Genomic DNA, 19,807 nt, shown 5'->3' on the forward strand with positions numbered 1-19,807 from the left:
CGCTCTCGCCACAGGTTTTGTGTTTTTGAATAAAAAAGAAATGGAGTTGTACCGATGAAAATGTTTGGCAGGACTCTGCTGACACTGTCCTTATTGGGCGCAATCGCCACTGGCGCCCAGGCCAATGACAAGGTTCTGCGCGTCTACAACTGGTCGGATTACATTGGCCCGGACACCGTCAAGAAGTTCGAAGACGAAACCGGCATCCAGGTGACCTACGATGTCTTCGACAGCAACGAAACCCTTGAGGCACGCCTGCTGGCGGGTAAATCCGGCTACGACATCGTCGTGCCGTCCAACAGCTTCCTGGCCAAGCAGATCAAGGCCGGCGTCTATCAGGAACTGGACAAGTCGAAGCTGTCGAACTGGAAAAACCTCAACCCGGTGCTGCTGAAAAACGCCTCCGCCAGCGATCCCGAAAACGCCCACGCCATCCCGTACATGTGGGGCTCGATCGGCATCGGCTTCAACCCGCAGAAGGTCAAGGAAGTGCTCGGCGCCAACGCCCCGACCAACTCCTGGGACCTGCTGTTCAAACCGGAAAACGCCGAGAAGCTCAAAGCCTGCGGCATCAGTTTCCTCGATTCGCCGACTGAAATGATCCCGACCGCCCTGCACTACCTGGGCTACCCGGTGAACGATCAGGACAAACAGCACATCGCCGAAGCCGAGGCGCTGTTCATGAGGATTCGCCCGAACGTGGCGTACTTCCACTCGTCGAAATACATCTCGGACCTGGCCAACGGCAACATCTGCGTGGCCGTCGGTTACTCCGGCGACGTGCTGCAGGCCAAGGCCCGCGCCCAGGAAGCCGGGGACAAGGTGAAGATCGACTACAGCATCCCGAAAGAAGGCGCCGCCAGTTTCTACGACATGCTCGCCATCCCCCGCGATGCCGCCAACGTCGAGAACGCTTACCTGTTCATGAACTTCCTGATGCGCCCCGACGTGATTGCCGACATCACCAACAACATCGGCTACAGCAACGCCAACGCGGCGGCCACGCCACTGGTCGATGAAGCGATCCGCAACGATCCGGGCTCCTACCCGCCGGAAGCGGTTATGGCGACGCTCTATGCCGTGCCGGACCAGCCGATTGCCGTCCAGCGGGTCATGACCCGTGGCTGGACCAAGGTGAAACTCGGCCAGTAATTCACTCGCAAATGCCTTCGCGAGCAGGCTCGCTCCCACATTGGTCCGTGTTGAACCCGTGATATGTGAACGACGCTCCCCCCTGTGGGAGCGAGCCTGCTCGCGATGAGGCCAGAACATCCAGCACACATTTCAGCTTTACCAATTTCCGTTCACGCAGCGCCTTACCACCGCTGCCTCTCCTGCAAGTAGAACGGCCTCACCTGGTTCCCTCGGTTCAGGTGAATTTTGGCGCCCTCGGGCGCCTTTTTTATGAGCGGTCAAAATCAAGCAGCGGCCATTCGGCCAGCGCCCGATAACGTCCCTTGTGGGATTCGAACAGGGTGAATCGATCAGCTCGCAGGAAGAATTCGGGGGGTGTCGCGGACTCCGGTACCGGCGCTCGATACTGCCGTGCCAGGGTCAGGTGCGGACGGTACTCCCTTGGAGCTTCCTCCAGCCCGAACGGCAACATCGCCTGCTCCAGGGCATACACCAGGCGTAGCAATGCCGGGGACGCCTGCTCCGGCGCGAGCACCAGCGCCCCTGCCCGGCGCCACACGTCCAGCCGATCCAGCACCACCGTCAAGCGCTCGCCCGGTGTACGGATCGACGCCGCAGCGGTGCAGATCTCGGCAATCTGCGCCACGCCCACCGCCCCCAAAAACTTCAGCGTCAGGTGAAAGTTTTCCGCCGGCACCGGCCGTCCGTTGCGCAGTTGCAGCGCACTGCGCCACCGCGCGATCTCCCGGCGCTGGGCCGGGGCGCAGTTCAGCGCAAAGAACAGACGCTTGAACGGCTCGCGGGATTCGTCGTTCATGCCGGGCACCTCCTGGGAAGACTGCCTGAGTGTACTCAACACCCGCTTGCCGACCAGCGCATTTGTGGCGCCGAGGGGCATGCAGGTTATAGTTTCAGCATCCCGAAAAACCGGAGGGGGCCATGCGACAGATCATCAGCAAGGAACCATGGTGGGCCAGACCGCCCGAGCCCGGCCAGGATGAGCTCAAGCTGGAATGGGGCTGGCTGGTGCATTACAGCGAAGGTGAACCGCGCTTCGAGTTCATCCGCGAGCGGCCGACGGACGACGAAATCCGCCAGCGCAAGAGTTGCAGGATCACCCCGACGCCGGAGTGATCCCGCGTGCGGCGTCAGGCCTTGAGGAGTACTTCGAACCCGCCGTACACCATGCGCTGGCCGTCGAAGGGCATCGGATTGACGTCCGGCTTCATGCGCGGGTCCTGCATCATCCTGTCCATCCCGGCATTGCGGGTGGCCTTGTCCGGCCAGACGATCCAGCCGAAGGCCACGGTTTCGCCTTCCTTGAGCTTCACCGACATTGGAAACGAGGTGACCTTGCCTTCCGGGACATCCTCGCCCCAGCATTCGACCACGCTCAAGGCACCGTTTTCCTTGAAGATCGAGGCGGCGATTTCGGCGTGCTTGATGTATTGCCCGCGGTTGGCGGAGGGTACGGCAGCGATAAAACCATCGACGTAAGACATGAGTATTTCTCCTTGGGTCATGGGGTGTTCTGCTGGGTAGTCGATTGCGCTGGCGTCCAATCGACAGTCCCGGCGCTCAAACCGACCGGCGGTGCAGTGCGGTCCGCCAGGCTGCCTTCGATCTGCCCCGCCATGTAAAGCGTGCCGGCCATGACACCGGTGGTCGGGTTCTGCATCAGTTTGAGCCAGGCCTTGTCGAAGGTATTGCCCAGGCTGCTGCGAATCAGCGCCTCGCTGTCGGGCCGGTCATTGGCCTGAATCAGTGCGCGAATGCCCGCCACCCCGACCGTGATCAAACTACCGGCGAGTTTCCCGACTGCCGCGGCCACGGCGCTGGCGGCCCCGCGCGGGGCCATTTCGGCTTCCATCCGCCGGCTGGCGCGCCTGGCCACCGGCGCCATCGCGGTGTCGGTCGAACCCACGCCCCTGTCGCCGCCGGCCTTGTGGATTTTGTCGACCAGCGCGGCGTAGGCCGGCAAGGTGTTCAGCTGTTCGGTGTGCACGATCTGGTACAACGAGGCGTTCCGCGCTGGCGGCGGCCCGAGGGCGATGGCCGGGATTTTCTGGATGCGCCCGTTGAGCTGGGCCATCGGCACGCCGTGGCGGGTGGAGATCTTCTGCAGTTCTTCCTTGAGGATGTCGACGTAGAACGCCGCTGCCAGGCCGAGAATCGAATCGGGATCGACTTCCCGTGCCACCGGGGCCAGAACCTTCTCCTGATAGGCTTCGAGCAGGTACGCCGCCAGACGTTTTTCCGATGCGTCCTGCTCGCCCTTGGCGTTGAGGTTGTACCAGCTGACCTTCACCGACAGCCATTCCTGGGTCCAGTAATTGCTGAACCACGGAATGAAATTCTGTTCGGTCAATTCATAGACCCGTGTGCGCCAGTAATCCATGGCGCCGCGGGCGTAGATTCGGGTCTGCTCGGTGGCCGACTGCGACGCGGCGACGATCTCCCGATCCACTTGTTGCCAGGTGCTCTCTGAAACGATGACCGGCGCCACTTCCACCGGCGCACGCGGCGGTGTGGCGCACCCTGCCAACACCACCAGTACGGCAATGACCAGCGAACGCAGGCTCAAGATCGCGACTTCCTGCAGTGTGTACCGGGCGAAATGCCCGACACCCAAAACCCTCGGTTTAAGTATAGGTGGCGGTGCTCCGCAGGCCGCCATCGCGAGCAGGCTCGCTCCCACTCTGGTCGGCAGTGAACCTGCAGGAGCGAGCCTGCTCGCGATGGGGCCAGAGCAGACAACACAAAAACCACCATCACTGGCGTCGATATTCACCATCGCCGCGATTGCCTTCCGCTTGAACGCCGTCAGCGTAGGATCGATCCCAAGCCAACACGAAACCCCGAATCGGAGGGGAACCTCATGCTGATCCATCTGCTGACCTGCCTGGCCCTGACGGCGTTCACATTGAGTGTGTTTGCCTGGTACGTCCTGAGCGAGGAGCAAACATCATGATCCACACGGTCACCCTCGCCGTACGTTTCCCGCTGTTCGGCAACAATTTCTACGCGCAGGAATTCGAGTCACGTAAAGAGTTGACTCTGATGTTCGACGAGAAGTTCGAGGCATTGCTGATCCCGGCAGCCGATCATCACTTCAGCAACGAAGTGGTCGGGCTCAATGATCAGTTCCGGTTTTTGAATGACGTGCTGGTCGAGCATCTGCTGGATGTCGAACTGGCAAAAGGCTCGGCCCGTTCGTTCGGGTTCTGACAGCGACCAACGGTCGCCCGGGCATGGGCGGCAACCGCTCACAACGTTCGCTGACTATTGCCGATCCCCTTGGCAATATCGATCCCCCAATCCATCGCCGCTTCCATGTCCAGCATGTGCGGCCGTGGGTCGTGGTTTTCATCGATGGCCGTGCCGTCCGGCCGATAGATGCCGATGAACATGCCCAACGAACCGTCTTTCAATATCTCGGCTGTGACTTTGATGCTGCATCCGTTCGATAGCGTTTCCTTGTGCTCCATATGGCGCTCGGTCATGACTGCATTGCTCCCCTGACTGAATTCAAACCCTACTGGCCATGCTAGCTCAGCCCTCGGAAGTGCGCCGATTGGCAGGACCGGAGGCCAGCCCTGACAGCGGCGCAATGCCACCTATACTGAAAGCCACCTCCCCCCAGGGGATCTGCACGTCCAACAATAAAATGCAGAGGTGGAACATGGTCTGGCAGCAAGTCTACGATCCGTTCGGTAACCCGTTGCTTTCAACGCTCATGGCGGCTGTGCCGGTGGTGGTGATGCTGGCGTCCCTGGCGTTCTTTCATATCAAGGCGCACCTGGCGGCGTTGCTCGCCCTGGTCTCGGCCTTGCTGATCTCGATCTTCGCCTTCGGCATGCCAGCGGGCATGGCAGGTTCGGCGGCGCTGTTCGGTGCGGCCAACGGTCTGCTGCCGATTGGCTGGATCGTGTTGAACATCATTTTCCTGCACCGCCTGACCACCGAGAACGGTTCGTTCAAGGTGTTGCAAGACTCCCTGGCGCGCATCACCGATGACCGGCGCCTGCAATTGCTGCTGATCGCCTTCTGCTTCGGTGCGTTTTTCGAAGGCGCGGCCGGTTTCGGTACGCCGGTGGCGGTGACCGGGGCGATTCTGATCGGGCTGGGCTTCTCGCCACTCGCCGCCTCGGGGCTGGCACTGATCGCCAACACCGCCCCCGTGGCGTTCGGCGCCCTCGGCACGCCGATCATCACCCTGGCCAAGGTCACCGGGCTGGATGAAATGGAACTGTCGATGATGGTCGGTCGGCAGTTGCCCTTCTTTTCGGTGCTGGTGCCGTTCTGGCTGATCTGGGCCTTTGCCGGCTGGCGCAAGATGGTGGAAATCTGGCCGGCGATCCTGGTGGCCGGGGTCAGTTTTGCCGTGCCGCAGTTCCTGGTGTCCAACTACCACGGGCCGATGCTGGTGGACGTGATCGCCGCACTGATTTCCATGGCCTGCCTGACCGGTTTCCTCAAGGTGTGGAAACCGGCCACCGTACACACGTCCGCCGCCCTGTCCGGCCGGGTCGACGACTCGAAGATCGACGCCGAGCACGACGAAAAGCCTGTACCCACTGCAACCTTTTCCAACGAGGCAAAACCGGCGGTGATGCGGGCGTGGATGCCGTGGCTGATCCTGACGGTCTTCGTGTTCATCTGGGGCACCCAGGGCTTCAAGAACACCTTCGACACCCGCCCTGCCATCGACCCGCAAACCAGTGCCGCCAAGCTCGATCCGCAGGGCAAGCCGATGCGTGAGGCGAACCCGCTGTTTGCACCGGTCGTGACCTTCACCACCCTGCACTTGCAGATTGAGAAAGTCCCGCCCGTGGTGGCCGCACCGAAAACCGAAGAAGCGGTGTACAAGTTCACCTGGTTCACCGCCACCGGCAGCGGCATTCTGCTGGCGGCGATTGTCGGCGGTTTGCTGATGGGGTATTCGATCCCGCAACTGATTCACCAGTACCTGCGCACTTTGTGGGTGGTGCGTTACTCGCTGATCACCATTGTGGCGATGCTCGCGCTGGGCTTCCTCACGCGCTACTCGGGCCTGGACGCGACCATGGGCCTGGCCTTCGCTGCCACGGGCATTTTCTACCCGATGTTCGGCACCCTGCTCGGCTGGCTCGGCGTGGCGCTGACCGGCTCGGACACCGCGTCCAACGTGCTGTTCGGCGGCTTGCAACGGGTGACGTCCGAGCAGTTGGGCATCAGCCCGGTGTTGATGGCCGCCGCCAACAGTTCCGGCGGGGTCATGGGCAAGATGGTCGACGCCCAGTCGATCGTGGTCGCCTCCACCGCCACCCGCTGGTACGGCCATGAAGGGGAAATCCTGCGCTACGTGTTCTTCCACTCGATTGTGCTGGCGATCCTGGTCGGTGGCCTGGTGACGCTGCAGGCCTACGTCGCGCCGTTCAGCCATATGGTGGTGGGCGGGCATTGAGTCGAATACACGCGTCATTCTGCTTAAAACTGATCCATTGTGGGAGCGAGCTTGCTCGCGATGACCGTGTCACATTCGACAGAGATGTCGACTGTGCCACCGCTATCGCGAGCAAGCTCGCTCCCACATTGGTGGACGGTGGTTTATGGAATGAATCGTCCGTCGAGCAGACAAAGATCCCATGGACAGCCGGCCGTCTCAGGCCAATGATGTACATCAGTGGCCTCCAGCGGGAGTCATGAACCGATGAACATTCTCTACGATGAACGCGTTGACGGTGCCCTGCCCGACGTCGACAAACAGGCGCTGCTGCAGGCCCTGCAAACCCGCTTGCCGAATCTGGAAGTCCTGCATCAGCGCGAGGAACTCAAGCCCTACGAATGCGACGGACTGTCGGCCTATCGCACCACGCCGATGCTGGTGGTGCTGCCCCGATACATCGACGAAGTCCAGGGGGTGCTTCAGGTCTGCCATGAGCTGCACGTCCCCGTCGTGGCCCGTGGCGCCGGCACCGGTTTGTCCGGCGGCGCGCTACCCCTGGAGAAAGGCGTGCTGCTGGTGATGGCGCGCTTCAACAACATCCTGCACATCGACCCTGCCGCCCGTACTGCGCGGGTTCAGCCCGGTGTACGCAATCTGGCGATCTCCCAGGCGGCGGCACCCTTCGGCCTGTATTACGCGCCGGACCCATCCTCGCAAATCGCCTGCTCCATCGGCGGCAACGTCGCGGAAAATGCCGGGGGCGTGCACTGCCTGAAGTACGGCCTGACCGTGCACAACGTGCTCAAGGTCGACATCCTCACCGTCGACGGCGAGCACCTGAGCCTGGGCTCCAACGCCCTCGACGCCCCCGGTTTCGACCTGCTGGCGCTGTTCACCGGGTCCGAAGGCCTGCTCGGGGTGATCACCGAGGTCACGGTCAAGCTGCTGCCCAAGCCGCAGACCGCCAAAGTGCTGCTGGCGGCGTTCGATTCCGTGGAAAAAGCCGGGCGCGCCGTCGGCGACATCATTGCCGCCGGCATCATCCCCGGCGGCCTGGAAATGATGGACAACCTGGCGATCCGCGCCGCCGAGGACTTCATCCACGCCGGTTATCCGGTGGATGCCCAGGCGATTTTGCTGTGCGAACTCGACGGCGTTGAAGCCGATGTCTCAGATGACTGCGACCGGGTGCGCCAAGTGCTGCAACAGGCCGGCGCCATCGAGTTGCGCCAGGCCAGGGACGAAGCCGAGCGCGTGCGTTTCTGGGCCGGGCGCAAGAATGCGTTCCCGGCGGTGGGCCGCCTTTCGCCGGACTACTACTGCATGGACGGCACCATTCCCCGCCGCGAACTGCCCGGCGTGCTGAAGGCCATCGCCGAGCTCTCGAACGAATACGGCCTGCGGGTGGCCAACGTGTTCCATGCCGGCGACGGCAACATGCATCCGCTGATCCTGTTCGACGCCAATCAACCCGGTGAACTTGATCGAGCCGAGACCCTGGGCGGCAAGATTCTGGAGTTGTGCGTGAAAGTCGGCGGCAGCATCACCGGTGAACACGGCGTGGGCCGCGAGAAGATCAACCAGATGTGCGCGCAGTTCAACAGCGATGAGCTGACCCTGTTCCATGCCATCAAGGCCGCCTTCGACCCCGGCGGCCTGCTCAACCCCGGCAAGAACATTCCGACCCTGCACCGCTGCGCCGAATTCGGTGCCATGCACATACATGGCGGTCAATTGCCCTTCCCTGAGCTGGAGCGTTTCTGATGCGCAGCCCTGAAGATTTCGATGACAGCGCGTCACTGCTGGAACAGGTCAATCAGGCGCTGGAAAACGCCACGCCGTTGCGCATCCAGGGTTCAAACAGCAAAGCCTTTCTCGGCCGCACCACGGCCGGGGAAATTCTCGATACCCGCTCGCACCGGGGCATTGTCAGTTACGACCCGACTGAACTTGTGATCAGCGCCCGTTGCGGCACACCGTTGTCGCAGCTGGCGCAGGTGCTGGACGCCGCGCAGCAGATGCTGCCCTGCGAGCCACCGTCCTTCGGCGACGGCGCCACCGTCGGCGGCATGATCGCCTGTGGGCTGTCCGGGCCACGGCGCCCGTGGTCCGGCTCGGTGCGGGATTTCGTGCTCGGCACGCGGGTCATCACCGGCCAGGGCAAGCTGTTGCGCTTCGGTGGCGAGGTGATGAAAAACGTCGCCGGCTACGACCTGTCGCGCCTGATGGCCGGCAGTTACGGCAGCCTCGGGCTGATCGCCGAAGTTTCCCTCAAAGTGCTGCCAAAACCCCGGCAAGCCTTAAGCATCAGCCTGGAAATGGACGCCGAACGGGCCTTGCTGCGCCTGGCGGAATGGGGCCAGCAGCCGTTGCCGATCAGCGCGGCCTGCCACGATGGCGAACGCCTGCACCTGCGACTGGAGGGCGGTGAAGGTTCGGTGGCGGCGGCCCATGAACGCCTCGGGGGTGAGCGGCTGGAGGCTTGCTGGTGGGACGATCTCAACGAGCAGCGCTTGAGTTTCTTCGATCAAGACCAACCGCTTTGGCGCCTGTCCTTGCCGCACAACACGCCGCTCCTGTCGCTGCCGGGGCGCCAGTTGATCGACTGGGGCGGCGCCCAGCGCTGGCTGAAATCCGATGCCGATGCAGCGTACATCCGCCAGGTCGTCGACGAGGTCGGCGGCCATGTCACCTGTTTCAGCCACGGCCTGACCGACAGCCCCTTCCATCCGCTGCCCCCGGCGCTGATGCGTTATCACCGCAACCTGAAACAACAACTCGATCCACGGGGCATCTTCAACCCCGGACGCCTGTACGCGGAGCTTTGAATCATGCAGACGACCTTGAGTGAAAGCGCCAGCCATCTGCCCCGCGCCGCAGAAGCCGAAAGCATCCTGCGCACCTGCGTGCACTGCGGGTTCTGCAATGCCACGTGCCCGACCTATCAATTGCTCGGCGATGAACTGGACGGACCGCGGGGCCGCATCTACCTGATCAAGCAAGTGCTGGAAGGCAACGACGTCACGCAAAAGACCCAACAGCACCTTGACCGCTGCCTGTCGTGCCGCAACTGCGAAACCACCTGCCCGTCGGGCGTCGACTACCACAACCTGCTGGACATCGGGCGGGCGGTGGTCGATGCGGCGGTGCCACGCCCGCTCGGTCAGCGCCTGTTGCGCGAGGGGTTGCGGCAGACCGTCCCCCATCCAGAGCTGTTCAAGAGCCTGGTCAATAGCGGTCAGGTGTTCCGCGCGCTGCTGCCCGGCACCCTGCAAAGCAAATTGCCGCGCAATGTCTACCCAGCCAAGCCGCGACCCACGACCCTGCGTGAGCGTCAGGTGCTGATGCTCGAAGGTTGCGTACAGCCCAGCCTGTCTCCCAACACCAATGCCGCGGCGGCGCGGGTGTTGGACCGGTTGGGGATCAGTGTCATCGCGACCCGCGAAGCCGGTTGCTGCGGCGCCGTGGACTACCACCTGAACGCCCAGGCCGCCGGCCTCGATCGCGCCCGACGCAACATCGACGCGTGGTGGCCGGGCATCGAAAAAGGTGCCGAGGCGATTGTGCAGACGGCCAGCGGTTGCGGCGCCTTCATCAAGGATTACGGCCATCTGCTCGCCAGCGACCCGGCCTATGCCGACAAGGCGAAAAAGGTCAGTGCGCTGGCCCGGGATCTGGTGGAGGTGTTGCGCGATGAGCCACTGGAAAAGCTCGGCATCCATGCCTCGCAGCGTGTGGCCTTCCATTGCCCCTGCACCCTGCAACACGGACAGAAACTCGGCGGTGCCGTGGAAGCGCTGCTGACCGGACTCGGCTTCAATCTGACGTCCGTTCCCGACGGACACCTGTGTTGCGGGTCGGCGGGCACCTATTCGCTGACCCAGCCCGAACTGTCGCGACAACTGCGCGACAACAAGCTCAACGCCCTGGAAAGCGGCCATCCCGAGGTCATTGTCACAGCCAACATCGGCTGCCAGTCGCACCTCGACGGCGCGGGGCGAACCCCGGTGCGGCACTGGATCGAACTGGTCGAAGCCGCCCTGCCTTAACCGAACCCTGGAGATGCCCATGAACAGCAAATCCGTCCTGAGCCAGGCCGAAGTCGCCCAGATCCTCACCGCCGCCCGCGCCGAAGCACAGGCCAATCAATGGGCCGTGACCATCGTGGTGGTCGATGACGGCGGCCACCCGCTGGCCCTCGAACGCCTCGACGGCTGCGCGCCCGCCAGTGCCTACATCGCCACCGAAAAGGCGCGCACTTCAGCCCTCGGGCGGCGCGAATCGAAAAGCTATGAAGACATGGTCAACGCCGGGCGCTACGCTTTCCTCTCAGCACCCTTGCTGACTTCGCTTGAGGGTGGCGTGCCGATTGTTTTCGATGGCCAGGTGATTGGCGCCATCGGCGTGTCGGGCGTCAAGCCCGAGCAGGATGCGCAAGTGGCCAAGGCCGGGGCGCAGTGCCTGAAATGAACAGAATGCACATCAAACATCCACCATAGATCCCTGTGGGAGCGAGCCTGCTCGCGATGGCGGCAGATCAGTCGACATCCATGCTGAATGACACTCCGCTATCGCGAGCAGGCTCGCTCCCACAGGGACGGCGTTTCGCCAACAAGATTGATCCGTGTTAAACCAGCCGAGAGGAGTTGCAGCAATGACCCGTCTAACTGCCAAAGACTTTTCCCCGCAACTGCTGGAACTGTACGACTACTACGCCCACGGCAAGATCAACCGCCGGGAGTTTCTCGACCGCGCGGCGTTGTTTACCTTCGGCGGCTTGACCGCAGGCGCCCTGCTCGCCGCGCTAAGCCCCAACTATGCGCTGGCCGAACAGGTCGAGTTCACCGATCCGGACATCATTGCCGAGTACATCACCTACCCCTCGCCCAAGGGCCACGGCCAGGTTCGCGGTTATCTGGTGCGCCCGGCCAAGGCCACCGGCAAGGTGCCGGCGGTGGTGGTCGTGCACGAAAACCGTGGGCTCAACCCCTACATCGAAGACGTGGCCCGCCGTCTGGCCAAGGCCGGTTTCATCGCCCTCGCCCCGGACGGCCTGAGTTCGGTCGGCGGTTATCCCGGCAATGACGACAAGGGCCGCGAGCTTCAGGCGAAGGTCGACCCGGAAAAGCTGATGAACGACTTTTTCGCCGCCGTAGAGTGGATGATGAAACACCCTGCCGCCACTGGAAAAGTCGGTATCACCGGGTTCTGCTACGGCGGTGGTGTGACCAACGCCGCCGCCGTGGCCTATCCGGAACTGGGGGCCGCCGTGTCGTTTTATGGCCGTCAGCCGACAGCCGAAGAAGTGCCCCGGATCAAGGCCCCGGTGATGCTGCACTTCGGCGAACTGGATACGCGGATCAACGAAGGCTGGCCGGCCTATGAGAAAGCGTTGAAGGCCGGGGGCAAGATCTATGAGGCCTATATCTACCCTGGCTGTAATCATGGTTTTCACAATGATTCGACGCCGCGTTATGACGAGGCGGCGGCGAAACTGGCGTGGGAGAGGACGTTGGGGTGGTTTAAAAAGTATCTGGTTTGAATAAAAGTCCTAGGCCAGCAGGACTGGCCCCATCGCGAGCAGGCTCGCTCCTACATTGGGCTTCAGTCGTAGACAGATTTTGTGTTCACCGAAGATCCCTGTAGGAGCGAGCCTGCTCGCGATGGCGGTCTCACGGCTGATGACTACTTTGGCTGAGCCACCGTCCGCAGATACGGCTTCAGGGTCGTGAAGCCATCCGGGTATTTCTTCTTCGCGTCTTCGTCAGACACCGAGGTCGGGATGATCACGTCTTCACCCGGCCGCCAGTTCACTGGCGTGGCGACGGTGTGTTTGGCATTGAGTTGCAGGGAATCGAGCAGGCGCAGCACTTCATCGAAGTTGCGCCCGGCGCTCATCGGGTAGATCAGCATGGCCTTGACCTTCTTGTCCGGGCCGACGATGAACACCGAACGCACCGTGGCGTTGTCCACTGCCGTGCGCGCGCCGCCGCTGGCATTGGGGTGGATCATGTCGTAGAGCTTGGCCACCACCAGGTTTTCGTCGCCGATCAGCGGATAGTTGACCGCTGCGCCCTGGGTCTCGGCGATGTCACCGACCCAGCGGTTGTGGTCACTGACCGGGTCGACGCTGAGGCCCAGGACCTTGGTGTTGCGCTTGTCGAATTCCGGCTTGAGTTTGGCCAGGTAACCCAGTTCGGTGGTGCACACCGGGGTGAAATCCTTGGGGTGGGAAAACAGGATGGCCCAGCCATCGCCGATCCATTGGTGAAAGTTGAGGGTGCCTTCGGTGGTGTCGGCGGTGAAATCCGGTGCTTCGTCGCCAATGCGGATAGCCATGTTCGATCTCCTTGCAGTGATGGACAGGGACGCCGTCAGGGCAACGAATGCGCTTTAAACGGCATGGACGCGAGACAGTATAGGAGAGGTTCGACGACTCGCCGCAACGCTTGGAACAAGTCGTTAGCCCACCAGCGCAATCAGTTGATGACGCTGGGCATCGGTCAGCATCGGGCCGAAACCGGCCCGTGCGTTTTCCGCCATGTAGCGCGGGTTGCCGGTGCCAGGAATCACGCAAGTCACCGCCGAATGCGACAGCAGGAACTTCAGCGCCAGTTGCGGCCAGCTCTTGACCCCGACTTGCGCCGCCCAGCCTGGCAGCGGCTTATCCTTGAGTTTGGCCAGCAAGCCGCCCCCGCCAAACGGCCGGTTGCAGATCACCGCCACCCCTCGCTCACGGCACAACGGCAGCAGGCGTTTCTCGACGCCGCGATCATCCAGGGCGTAGTTGATCTGCAAGAAATCCAGTGGCTCGGCCTTGAGTACCGCTTCCACTTCTTCATAGGCCGACGCCGTGTAATGGGTGATGCCGATGTAGCGGATGCGCCCTGCTTCCTTCCAGTGGCGCAGGGTCGGCAGGTGCGTCTGCCAGTCCAGCAGGTTGTGGATCTGCATCAGGTCGATCCGGTCGGTCTGCAACAGGGCGAAGGATTGTTCCATCTGCGCGATGCCTTCTTCGCGGCCCCGGGTCCACACCTTGGTGGCCAGGAAGGCCGGCGAGCGCGGCTCATGGATCGACAGCAGTTCGCCGAGGGTCTGTTCGGCGCGACCGTACATCGGCGAGCTGTCGATCAGCTTGCCACCCTTGTCGAACAAGGCATCCAGCACCGCGGGCAAGTCTTTGTAAGCCGGTTGCGAAGGCTCGACATCGAATCCGCGGTAAGTGCCCAACCCTACGATCGGCAAGGACTCGTTGCTGGAAGGAATGGCGCGGGTCTGCATAGTCTTGCCTCCTGTTCCCGTCGACGGCTCGGGTTGTGCACCCACCGGACCGAACGTGAAGACCGCCGAAGCACCGGCAGCCAGCGTGAGTACTTTTCTACGGGTGTAACCCTCAGGATGGCTCATAAAACGTTTCTCACCAGTCGCCGGGGTCCGAGCTGTTGCGCCGACAACCCGGATACCCCGCGCCAAGGGTCGATTGACTACACTCAAGAAGCCTTGCGCTAGCCACTTGCAAACCCCGAGCCGTCAATGCCGCCCACTAACGTTAGTCGAATGTCACGCACCCTGGTGTTACTCGTCGTCATTGTCGCTGCGCTGTACCTGGTGCTGTGCGTCACGTTGTTCGTGTTTCAACGGGCGCTGATTTACTACCCACAGCCTCGTGCCGTTGGGGCAGCCGGGACGCTGCTCACCCTGCCGGTCGCCGACGCACAGGTGCTGGTCTCCGTCCGTCCTCACGATGGCCCGAACGCGCTGATTTATTTCGGCGGCAATGCCGAAGACGTCTCACGCAACCTGCCCGAGTTCTCCCAAGCGTTCCCGGACTACGCGCTGTACCTGCTGCATTACCGTGGTTATGGCGGCAGTTCTGGCTCGCCTTCCGAAGAGGCCATTGCCCGCGATGCCATCACCTTGTTCGACCAGGTGTATGCCAGCCATCCGCATGTGGCGCTGGTCGGACGCAGCCTGGGTTCCGGGGTGGCCGTGCGCCTTGCCAGCGAGCGCCCGGCCGCACGACTGGTGCTGATCACGCCCTATAACAGCCTCGAAGGGCTGGCCGCCCGTCAGTTCCGCTGGTTTCCGGTGCGCTGGTTGTTGAAGGACAAATACCCGTCCTGGCAGTACGCCGGCCGCATCACGGTGCCGACATTGTTGATCGCGGCTGAGCATGACGAGGTGATTCCGCGCCCGAGTACTGAACGTTTGTACACACACTTCGCCAAAGGCGTGGCGTCACTGCGGGTGATACCGGGGACGGGGCATAACTCGATCGGCGAAAGCCCTGAATACTTAAAGGCGCTGGGGGATGGGTTGTAGCCAGCAAAGTAGTACGTGGCGACCATTGGTCCGAGATTATGTCTTCGCCCAATAAAAACATATTTTTATGCCTATATTGATATTGTCGAACATTCCCACTCTCCGAGGGTGCCGTCATGAATATCAAAACCCTGGCTTTGCTCCTGCTGGCTTTGTGTGCGCAACCGGTCTGGAGCCAAACGCCTGCCGCCTCACCCGCCGCTGCCGACAGCCCCGCGCTGACCACGCGCCTGGCCGAGCGTGACCTTTGGGTCGAGCACATTTTCTGGATCAGAAACTACGCGCTGGCCAATCAATCCGCCGACAAAAAGCAAGCCAAAGTCGCGGCGGACCAGGTGGTCGACAACGCCACCAAAATCGCCAACAGCATCGCCCCGCTCTACGGCCAACCGGCGGCGGATCAACTGCTAAAGCTGCTTGCCGGTCATTGGGGCGCGGTGAAACACTACAGTGACGCCACAGTCGCCAAAGACGCGAAAGGCAAACAGGCCGCCGTCACCGAGTTGACCAGTAATGCCAAGGCGATTGCGGCGTTTCTGGCTACGGCGAACCCCAATCTGCCTGAGGCGACACTGGTGACGATGTTGTCAGCCCATGGCGGTCACCACATCACCCAGATCGATGAATTCGCCGCACACGATTACGCCGGCGAAGCCCGTACCTGGGCGATGATGCGCACGCACATCCTGGCCCTGGCCGACGCGTTGACCGGCGCGCTGGTCAAGCAATTCCCGGACAAGTTCTGATATCGCGCGAGGGCACACCATGCTGGAAGGACTGGGCCGAACACAGCAGGACCTGCTCAATGCACTGCTGCACCACGCGGGCGGCATGAGCATTGACGAGTTGGCTGAACACCTGGCCGTCACGCGCACGGCGATCCGCCAACACCTGGCAGCGCTGGAGCGTGACGGTCTGGTGCTGCGCGGCGACACCCGTCCGACGGGTCGTCGTCCAGAGCAGCTGTATCGGCTCACCGACCACGCGCGGGAGCAGTTCCCTCGCCACTATCAGCTACTGGCCAGCGTATTGATTGATGAAGTCGCCGCCATCATCGGTCCTGAAGCCATGGCTTCGCTGATGCGCAGCATGGGTCGCAAGCTGGCTTCGGATCTGGAACAACAGGTCGTGGATGAAGCCAGGATCGTGCAGCACATGAACCAGACGGGCTACGAAGCCGAGGTGTTTTTTCGTTCAGGCGGCACCCCGGAAATCGTCGCGCATAACTGCGTGTTCCATCGCCTGGCCGCCGAGCACCCGGTGGTCTGCGAACTGGACCTGGCCTTGATCGGCGCGTTGGGCGGCGGCGAAGTCGAGCACAGCGAATGCATGGTGCGTGGCGGGCATGTCTGTCGCTTCAGGCTGCGACCGACAGAAAGCCCGGAGCCACCACTCGAACACTGACCTTACAGATCGACCATCTGCATGTTCGCTTTGAGAAAGCCCATCAACTCGGCTGCCGCTGGCGACAGGCTGTGCCCCTTGCGGCACAGAATGCCGATCTGGCGTTCCAGCCGCGGTTCTGAAAGCGGCAGGAACATCAGCTTCTCATTGCCCTGTGGGAACGCCAGGGACGGCAGCGTCGTGATGCCAATGCCCTCTTCAAGCATCGCGATCAGCGAAATCATGTTGGAGACGAACAACAAACTGCTGTCCAGCAACCCCGCCGCTTCCGTGCCCGCAAGCAAGCGCGAGGTGCCATTGCGCACCAACGGATAGGCTTGCAGGCTCGACCAATGCAGTGCCTCGCCTTTGGCCACCAACGGATGATCGTGGCGACAGACCACCCCCACCCGATCACTCAGGATCGGCACGAACTCAATGTTTTCGTCCGCCGCCCACACGCTACTGATCGCAAAATCCACCTGCCCTTGGACCAACAACTGCTGCACGCTGTCGGCATTGCCGTCCTGCATGCTGATCTGCATTTTCGGGTGCTCGCTGACAAACCGTGCAAGCAGATGCGGCAACAACCGACTGGCCACCGACGGCACCGTAGCGATGCTCACCTGACCGATTTCATGCCGCGCCAGCAAACTGACTTCGCGGGCGATGCGGTCGTGATGCGCCAGCAAATCCTGGAACAGCGGCAAACAATGCTCGCCAAATGGCGTCAGTTCGGTTTTGCCGCCCTTTTCGAATAATGGCTGGCCGAGCTTCTGCTCCAACTCGCGCACAGCCAGGGACAGCGCCGGTTGCGTGCGATAGGCCTGTCTTGCTGCGCCGTGGAAGCTTTTCAGCTGGGCAACCAGGACGAAATAGCGCAGTTGGGTAATCTTCAGCTCGGGAAGCACGGTAAGTTTTCCTTATCATTTCATATTTATTATTAATTTTTATTTGCAGACTAATACTCTCAAGATGGGGCCAACGCAATCGGAGGTTCCCATGGCACTGCAACCCTACAAAAACTACATCGGCGGCAACTGGTGCGAAGGCCAAGGCGTCATCGCCAACCACAGCCCTTCGGATGTTCAAGACCTCATTGGCCATTACCACCAGGCCAGCGCCGAACAGACGCTGGATGCCATCGCCGCCGCCCGCGACGCCCAACCGCAATGGGCCGCCAGTGGCCTGGAACAGCGCCAGCAAGTATTGATGGCCATCGGCAACGAGTTGATGTCGCGCAAGGAAGAACTCGGCGAACTGCTCTCCCGGGAAGAAGGCAAGCCGCTGGCCGAGGGCGTCGGCGAGGTCAATCGCTCCGCGCAATTCTTCCACTACTACGCGGCTGAAGTGCTGCGTCAGATGGGCGAGACAGCCACCTCGGTACGCCCTGGCATCGAGATCGAAGTCCAGCGTGAACCGGTTGGCGTGATCGGCATCATCACACCGTGGAATTTCCCGATGGCCACCGCCGCGTGGAAGATTGCCCCGGCCCTGGCCTTCGGCAACGCCGTGGTGTTCAAACCGGCAAACCTGGTACCGGCCAGCGCCTGGGCCCTGACTGAAATCATCAGTCGCCAGGCCTTGCCCGCCGGCACCTTCAACCTGGTGATGGGCAGCGGCGCTGTGGTCGGCGAAAGCCTGATCCAGTCCGCCGACATCGATGCGTTGACCTTCACCGGTTCCCTGCAGACCGGTCGCCGCGTCGCGGTCGCCACCGCCGGCAATCTGGTGCGTTGCCAACTGGAAATGGGCAGCAAGAACGCCTTGGTGGTGCTCGATGACGCCGACCTCGAAATCGCCGTGGAATGCGCGTTGAACGGCGCCTTCTTCGGTACCGGGCAAAAGTGTACGGCCTCTTCGCGATTGATCGTCTGCGACGGCATCCATGACCGCTTCGTCGAGGCGCTGGTGGCACGCATGCGTCAGCTGAAGGTCGGTCATGCGCTCGGACAAGGGGTGCAGATCGGCCCGGTGGCTGAAGCCCGGCAACTGGAACAGAACCTTCAGTATCTGCAACTGGCCGAAGACGAAGGCGCAACCCTGGTCGAGGGCGGCCAATTGCTGAACCTGCAACCGGACGGGCACTACATGCGCCCTGCCCTGTTCACCAACACCCACAACACCATGCGCATCAATCGCGAAGAGGTTTTCGGGCCGATTGCCTGTGTGATCCGTGTCAGCGATTACGAAGAAGCCCTCGCTGTGTTGAACGACACCGAATACGGCCTCACCGCCGGGATCATCACCCAGTCGCTGCGTTATGCCAGCGACTTCAAGCGCCGTGCCCGCACCGGTTGCGTCATGGTCAACCTGCCCACCGCCGGCACCGATTACCACGTGCCGTTCGGCGGCCGCAAAGCCTCCAGCTTCGGGCCGCGCGAGCAAGGGCAGTACGCCCGCGAGTTCTACACCGTGGTCAAGACCACCTACGTGCGTCCTTGAACAGGAGATCACCATGCACGATTTATTGATGATCGACGGCCTGCAATATTCCCACTGGAACGAAGAGATCTTTCGCCAGATGCAGGCCGGTGGCCTGAGCGCGGTGCACGCCACTATCGCCTACCACGAGAACGCCCGGGAAACCCTGTCGCGCATCGGCGAATGGAACCGGCGCTTCGAAACCTGGCCCGAGCTGATTCGTCCGGTGCGCCAGGCGTCGGACATTCGTCTGGCGCATCAGGAAGGCCGCGTCGGGATTTTCTTCGGTTTCCAGAACTGCTCGCCGATCGAAGACGACATCAGCCTGGTGGAGGTTTTCCGCCAGCTCGGCGTGCTGATCATGCAGCTCACCTACAACAACCAGAGCCTGCTGGCCAGCGGTTGCTACGAGACCGAAGACAATGGCATCAGCCGTTTCGGCCGCCAGGTGATCCGCGAGATGAACCGCGTCGGCATGCTGATCGACATGTCCCACAGCGCCGAGCGCAGCACCCTGGAAGCCATCGAGTTGTCGAGCCGGCCGGTGATCGTCTCCCACGCCAACCCATCGAGTTTCCATGCGGCCAAACGCAACAAGTCCAATGCAGTGTTGCGCGGCATCGCCGAGTCCGGCGGCCTGCTGGGTTTCAGCACTTACCCGTTCCACCTCAAGGGTGCGTCGGGCTGCACCCTGGAATCGTTCTGCGACATGGTCGCCAGCACGGCGGAACTGATGGGCGTCGAACACATCGGCATCGGCACCGACCTGTGCCAGCAACAACCCCTGCAAGTGCTCGAATGGATGCGCAACGGGCGCTGGAGCAAAGACAAGGATTACGGCGAAGGATCAAAGGACAACGCCAACTGGCCGGCACCGCTGCAATGGTTCCGCGACAGCCGGGATTTCCCGGTCATCGCCCAGGGCCTGCGCGACCGTGGCTTCGCCGAGGACGAGGTACGCAACATCATGGGACTCAACTGGTTGCGCCTGCTGGAAAACGCTTCGACGGCGCAAGACTGACTCTTGATCGACACCGTGAGGACAGCATGAAAAATAACAACAATAGCCTCCCGTTCATCTCCCCGACCGGCGATGCACAGCCCCAGGCGCGTATT

Annotated in this window: 21 protein-coding genes; 14 read left to right on the forward strand and 7 right to left on the reverse strand. The window is 62.0% G+C overall.

Annotated elements, in window-relative coordinates; all coding sequences use genetic code 11:
- The first annotated feature begins 54 nt into the window (after nt 1-54).
- Complete coding sequence (locus WHX55_RS18920; RefSeq protein WP_150752833.1) at nt 55-1,152, forward strand: polyamine ABC transporter substrate-binding protein; 1,098 nt, start codon at nt 55-57, stop codon at nt 1,150-1,152.
- A gap of 250 nt (nt 1,153-1,402) precedes the next feature.
- On the opposite strand, the gene thpR is transcribed toward WHX55_RS18920, so the two are convergent.
- Complete coding sequence (thpR, locus tag WHX55_RS18925; protein ID WP_150725408.1) at nt 1,403-1,951, reverse strand: RNA 2',3'-cyclic phosphodiesterase; 549 nt, start codon at nt 1,949-1,951, stop codon at nt 1,403-1,405.
- Nucleotides 1,952-2,073: 122 nt separating this feature from the next.
- On the opposite strand from thpR, the gene WHX55_RS18930 reads away from it, so the two are divergent.
- Nucleotides 2,074-2,268, forward strand: coding sequence for a hypothetical protein (locus WHX55_RS18930; RefSeq protein WP_056727280.1), 195 nt, complete (start codon nt 2,074-2,076; stop codon nt 2,266-2,268).
- A 14-nt stretch (nt 2,269-2,282) separates the two neighbouring features.
- Here WHX55_RS18930 and WHX55_RS18935 read toward each other — a convergent pair whose 3' ends face one another.
- Both WHX55_RS18935 and WHX55_RS18940 read right to left on the reverse strand, forming a co-directional pair.
- Nucleotides 2,283-2,636, reverse strand: coding sequence for a DUF1428 domain-containing protein (locus WHX55_RS18935; RefSeq protein WP_150725407.1), 354 nt, complete (start codon nt 2,634-2,636; stop codon nt 2,283-2,285).
- A 17-nt stretch (nt 2,637-2,653) separates the two neighbouring features.
- The gene (locus tag WHX55_RS18940) at nt 2,654-3,718 is read right to left on the reverse strand and encodes a hypothetical protein (RefSeq protein WP_353741033.1); all 1,065 of its coding nucleotides are present in this window, start codon (nt 3,716-3,718) and stop codon (nt 2,654-2,656) included.
- Nucleotides 3,719-4,101: 383 nt separating this feature from the next.
- Here WHX55_RS18940 and WHX55_RS18945 point away from each other — a divergent pair, with 383 nt between their 5' ends.
- Nucleotides 4,102-4,362, forward strand: a complete 261-nt coding sequence (locus WHX55_RS18945) for a hypothetical protein (RefSeq protein ID WP_150752835.1) — start codon at nt 4,102-4,104, stop codon at nt 4,360-4,362.
- A 38-nt stretch (nt 4,363-4,400) separates the two neighbouring features.
- Here the strand turns inward: WHX55_RS18945 and WHX55_RS18950 are convergent, their stop codons facing one another.
- A complete protein-coding gene (locus WHX55_RS18950) occupies nt 4,401-4,637 on the reverse strand; it encodes a hypothetical protein (protein ID WP_150725404.1) in 237 nt (78 codons plus the stop codon).
- 179 nt (nt 4,638-4,816) lie between these two features.
- Here WHX55_RS18950 and WHX55_RS18955 point away from each other — a divergent pair, with 179 nt between their 5' ends.
- The 6 genes from WHX55_RS18955 to yghX all read left to right on the forward strand — a co-directional run bounded on the left by WHX55_RS18955 (nt 4,817) and on the right by yghX (nt 12,104).
- The gene (locus WHX55_RS18955) at nt 4,817-6,580 is read left to right on the forward strand and encodes an L-lactate permease (RefSeq protein ID WP_150752837.1); all 1,764 of its coding nucleotides are present in this window, start codon (nt 4,817-4,819) and stop codon (nt 6,578-6,580) included.
- A gap of 246 nt (nt 6,581-6,826) precedes the next feature.
- A complete protein-coding gene (glcD, locus tag WHX55_RS18960; protein WP_353741034.1) occupies nt 6,827-8,326 on the forward strand; it encodes a glycolate oxidase subunit GlcD in 1,500 nt (499 codons plus the stop codon).
- Nucleotides 8,326-9,390 (forward strand): glycolate oxidase subunit GlcE, encoded by a 1,065-nt coding sequence (gene glcE, locus WHX55_RS18965; RefSeq protein WP_353741035.1) that lies wholly within the window; start codon nt 8,326-8,328, stop codon nt 9,388-9,390. Before glcD ends, glcE begins: the two co-directional genes overlap by 1 nt.
- Before the next feature lie 3 nt (nt 9,391-9,393).
- On the forward strand, nt 9,394-10,611 hold the full coding sequence (gene glcF, locus WHX55_RS18970; RefSeq protein ID WP_150752840.1) for a glycolate oxidase subunit GlcF: 1,218 nt from the start codon (nt 9,394-9,396) through the stop codon (nt 10,609-10,611).
- Between the two features lie 19 nt (nt 10,612-10,630).
- A complete protein-coding gene (locus tag WHX55_RS18975; protein ID WP_353741036.1) occupies nt 10,631-11,032 on the forward strand; it encodes a heme-binding protein in 402 nt (133 codons plus the stop codon).
- A 184-nt stretch (nt 11,033-11,216) separates the two neighbouring features.
- Nucleotides 11,217-12,104: a YghX family hydrolase gene (yghX, locus tag WHX55_RS18980; protein WP_353741037.1), complete on the forward strand. Its 888-nt coding sequence runs from the start codon at nt 11,217-11,219 to the stop codon at nt 12,102-12,104.
- A gap of 143 nt (nt 12,105-12,247) precedes the next feature.
- Here the strand turns inward: yghX and WHX55_RS18985 are convergent, their stop codons facing one another.
- Both WHX55_RS18985 and WHX55_RS18990 read right to left on the reverse strand, forming a co-directional pair.
- Nucleotides 12,248-12,901, reverse strand: coding sequence for a peroxiredoxin (locus WHX55_RS18985; protein ID WP_150725397.1), 654 nt, complete (start codon nt 12,899-12,901; stop codon nt 12,248-12,250).
- Nucleotides 12,902-13,024: 123 nt separating this feature from the next.
- Nucleotides 13,025-13,969 carry an aldo/keto reductase gene (locus WHX55_RS18990; protein WP_353741038.1) on the reverse strand — a complete coding sequence of 315 codons (945 nt, stop codon included), beginning with the start codon at nt 13,967-13,969 and terminating at the stop codon, nt 13,025-13,027.
- A gap of 126 nt (nt 13,970-14,095) precedes the next feature.
- On the opposite strand from WHX55_RS18990, the gene WHX55_RS18995 reads away from it, so the two are divergent.
- The 3 genes from WHX55_RS18995 (at nt 14,096) to WHX55_RS19005 (ending at nt 16,288) form a co-directional block, all read left to right on the forward strand.
- On the forward strand, nt 14,096-14,884 hold the full coding sequence (locus WHX55_RS18995) for an alpha/beta fold hydrolase (RefSeq protein WP_353741039.1): 789 nt from the start codon (nt 14,096-14,098) through the stop codon (nt 14,882-14,884).
- A 116-nt stretch (nt 14,885-15,000) separates the two neighbouring features.
- Nucleotides 15,001-15,630 carry a hypothetical protein gene (locus WHX55_RS19000; protein ID WP_150759195.1) on the forward strand — a complete coding sequence of 210 codons (630 nt, stop codon included), beginning with the start codon at nt 15,001-15,003 and terminating at the stop codon, nt 15,628-15,630.
- Nucleotides 15,631-15,649: 19 nt separating this feature from the next.
- A complete protein-coding gene (locus WHX55_RS19005; protein ID WP_150752845.1) occupies nt 15,650-16,288 on the forward strand; it encodes an HTH domain-containing protein in 639 nt (212 codons plus the stop codon).
- A gap of 2 nt (nt 16,289-16,290) precedes the next feature.
- Here WHX55_RS19005 and WHX55_RS19010 read toward each other — a convergent pair whose 3' ends face one another.
- The gene (locus WHX55_RS19010) at nt 16,291-17,178 is read right to left on the reverse strand and encodes a LysR family transcriptional regulator (RefSeq protein ID WP_150759196.1); all 888 of its coding nucleotides are present in this window, start codon (nt 17,176-17,178) and stop codon (nt 16,291-16,293) included.
- Nucleotides 17,179-17,269: 91 nt separating this feature from the next.
- Here WHX55_RS19010 and WHX55_RS19015 point away from each other — a divergent pair, with 91 nt between their 5' ends.
- Both WHX55_RS19015 and WHX55_RS19020 read left to right on the forward strand, forming a co-directional pair.
- On the forward strand, nt 17,270-18,712 hold the full coding sequence (locus WHX55_RS19015; RefSeq protein ID WP_353741040.1) for an aldehyde dehydrogenase family protein: 1,443 nt from the start codon (nt 17,270-17,272) through the stop codon (nt 18,710-18,712).
- A gap of 13 nt (nt 18,713-18,725) precedes the next feature.
- The gene (locus WHX55_RS19020) at nt 18,726-19,712 is read left to right on the forward strand and encodes a dipeptidase (protein WP_150759198.1); all 987 of its coding nucleotides are present in this window, start codon (nt 18,726-18,728) and stop codon (nt 19,710-19,712) included.
- Nucleotides 19,713-19,807: the final 95 nt, after the last annotated feature.

Origin of the sequence: Pseudomonas fluorescens, assembly GCF_040448305.1 — a bacterium.
Taxonomy (GTDB): domain Bacteria; phylum Pseudomonadota; class Gammaproteobacteria; order Pseudomonadales; family Pseudomonadaceae; genus Aquipseudomonas; species Aquipseudomonas fluorescens_BH.

What these genes read in the sequence shown, in the direction of transcription:
- WHX55_RS18920 (WP_150752833.1), top strand. Translation starts at nt 55, where the DNA reads ATGAAAATGTTTGGCAGGACTCTGCTGACACTGTCCTTATTGGGCGCA.
- thpR (WP_150725408.1), bottom strand. Translation starts at nt 1,951, where the DNA reads ATGAACGACGAATCCCGCGAGCCGTTCAAGCGTCTGTTCTTTGCGCTG.
- WHX55_RS18930 (WP_056727280.1), top strand. Translation starts at nt 2,074, where the DNA reads ATGCGACAGATCATCAGCAAGGAACCATGGTGGGCCAGACCGCCCGAG.
- WHX55_RS18935 (WP_150725407.1), bottom strand. Translation starts at nt 2,636, where the DNA reads ATGTCTTACGTCGATGGTTTTATCGCTGCCGTACCCTCCGCCAACCGC.
- WHX55_RS18945 (WP_150752835.1), top strand. Translation starts at nt 4,102, where the DNA reads ATGATCCACACGGTCACCCTCGCCGTACGTTTCCCGCTGTTCGGCAAC.
- WHX55_RS18950 (WP_150725404.1), bottom strand. Translation starts at nt 4,637, where the DNA reads ATGACCGAGCGCCATATGGAGCACAAGGAAACGCTATCGAACGGATGC.
- WHX55_RS18955 (WP_150752837.1), top strand. Translation starts at nt 4,817, where the DNA reads ATGGTCTGGCAGCAAGTCTACGATCCGTTCGGTAACCCGTTGCTTTCA.
- glcD (WP_353741034.1), top strand. Translation starts at nt 6,827, where the DNA reads ATGAACATTCTCTACGATGAACGCGTTGACGGTGCCCTGCCCGACGTC.
- glcE (WP_353741035.1), top strand. Translation starts at nt 8,326, where the DNA reads ATGCGCAGCCCTGAAGATTTCGATGACAGCGCGTCACTGCTGGAACAG.
- glcF (WP_150752840.1), top strand. Translation starts at nt 9,394, where the DNA reads ATGCAGACGACCTTGAGTGAAAGCGCCAGCCATCTGCCCCGCGCCGCA.
- WHX55_RS18975 (WP_353741036.1), top strand. Translation starts at nt 10,631, where the DNA reads ATGAACAGCAAATCCGTCCTGAGCCAGGCCGAAGTCGCCCAGATCCTC.
- yghX (WP_353741037.1), top strand. Translation starts at nt 11,217, where the DNA reads ATGACCCGTCTAACTGCCAAAGACTTTTCCCCGCAACTGCTGGAACTG.
- WHX55_RS18985 (WP_150725397.1), bottom strand. Translation starts at nt 12,901, where the DNA reads ATGGCTATCCGCATTGGCGACGAAGCACCGGATTTCACCGCCGACACC.
- WHX55_RS18990 (WP_353741038.1), bottom strand. Translation starts at nt 13,969, where the DNA reads ATGAGCCATCCTGAGGGTTACACCCGTAGAAAAGTACTCACGCTGGCT.
- WHX55_RS18995 (WP_353741039.1), top strand. Translation starts at nt 14,096, where the DNA reads ATGCCGCCCACTAACGTTAGTCGAATGTCACGCACCCTGGTGTTACTC.
- WHX55_RS19000 (WP_150759195.1), top strand. Translation starts at nt 15,001, where the DNA reads ATGAATATCAAAACCCTGGCTTTGCTCCTGCTGGCTTTGTGTGCGCAA.
- WHX55_RS19005 (WP_150752845.1), top strand. Translation starts at nt 15,650, where the DNA reads ATGCTGGAAGGACTGGGCCGAACACAGCAGGACCTGCTCAATGCACTG.
- WHX55_RS19015 (WP_353741040.1), top strand. Translation starts at nt 17,270, where the DNA reads ATGGCACTGCAACCCTACAAAAACTACATCGGCGGCAACTGGTGCGAA.
- WHX55_RS19020 (WP_150759198.1), top strand. Translation starts at nt 18,726, where the DNA reads ATGCACGATTTATTGATGATCGACGGCCTGCAATATTCCCACTGGAAC.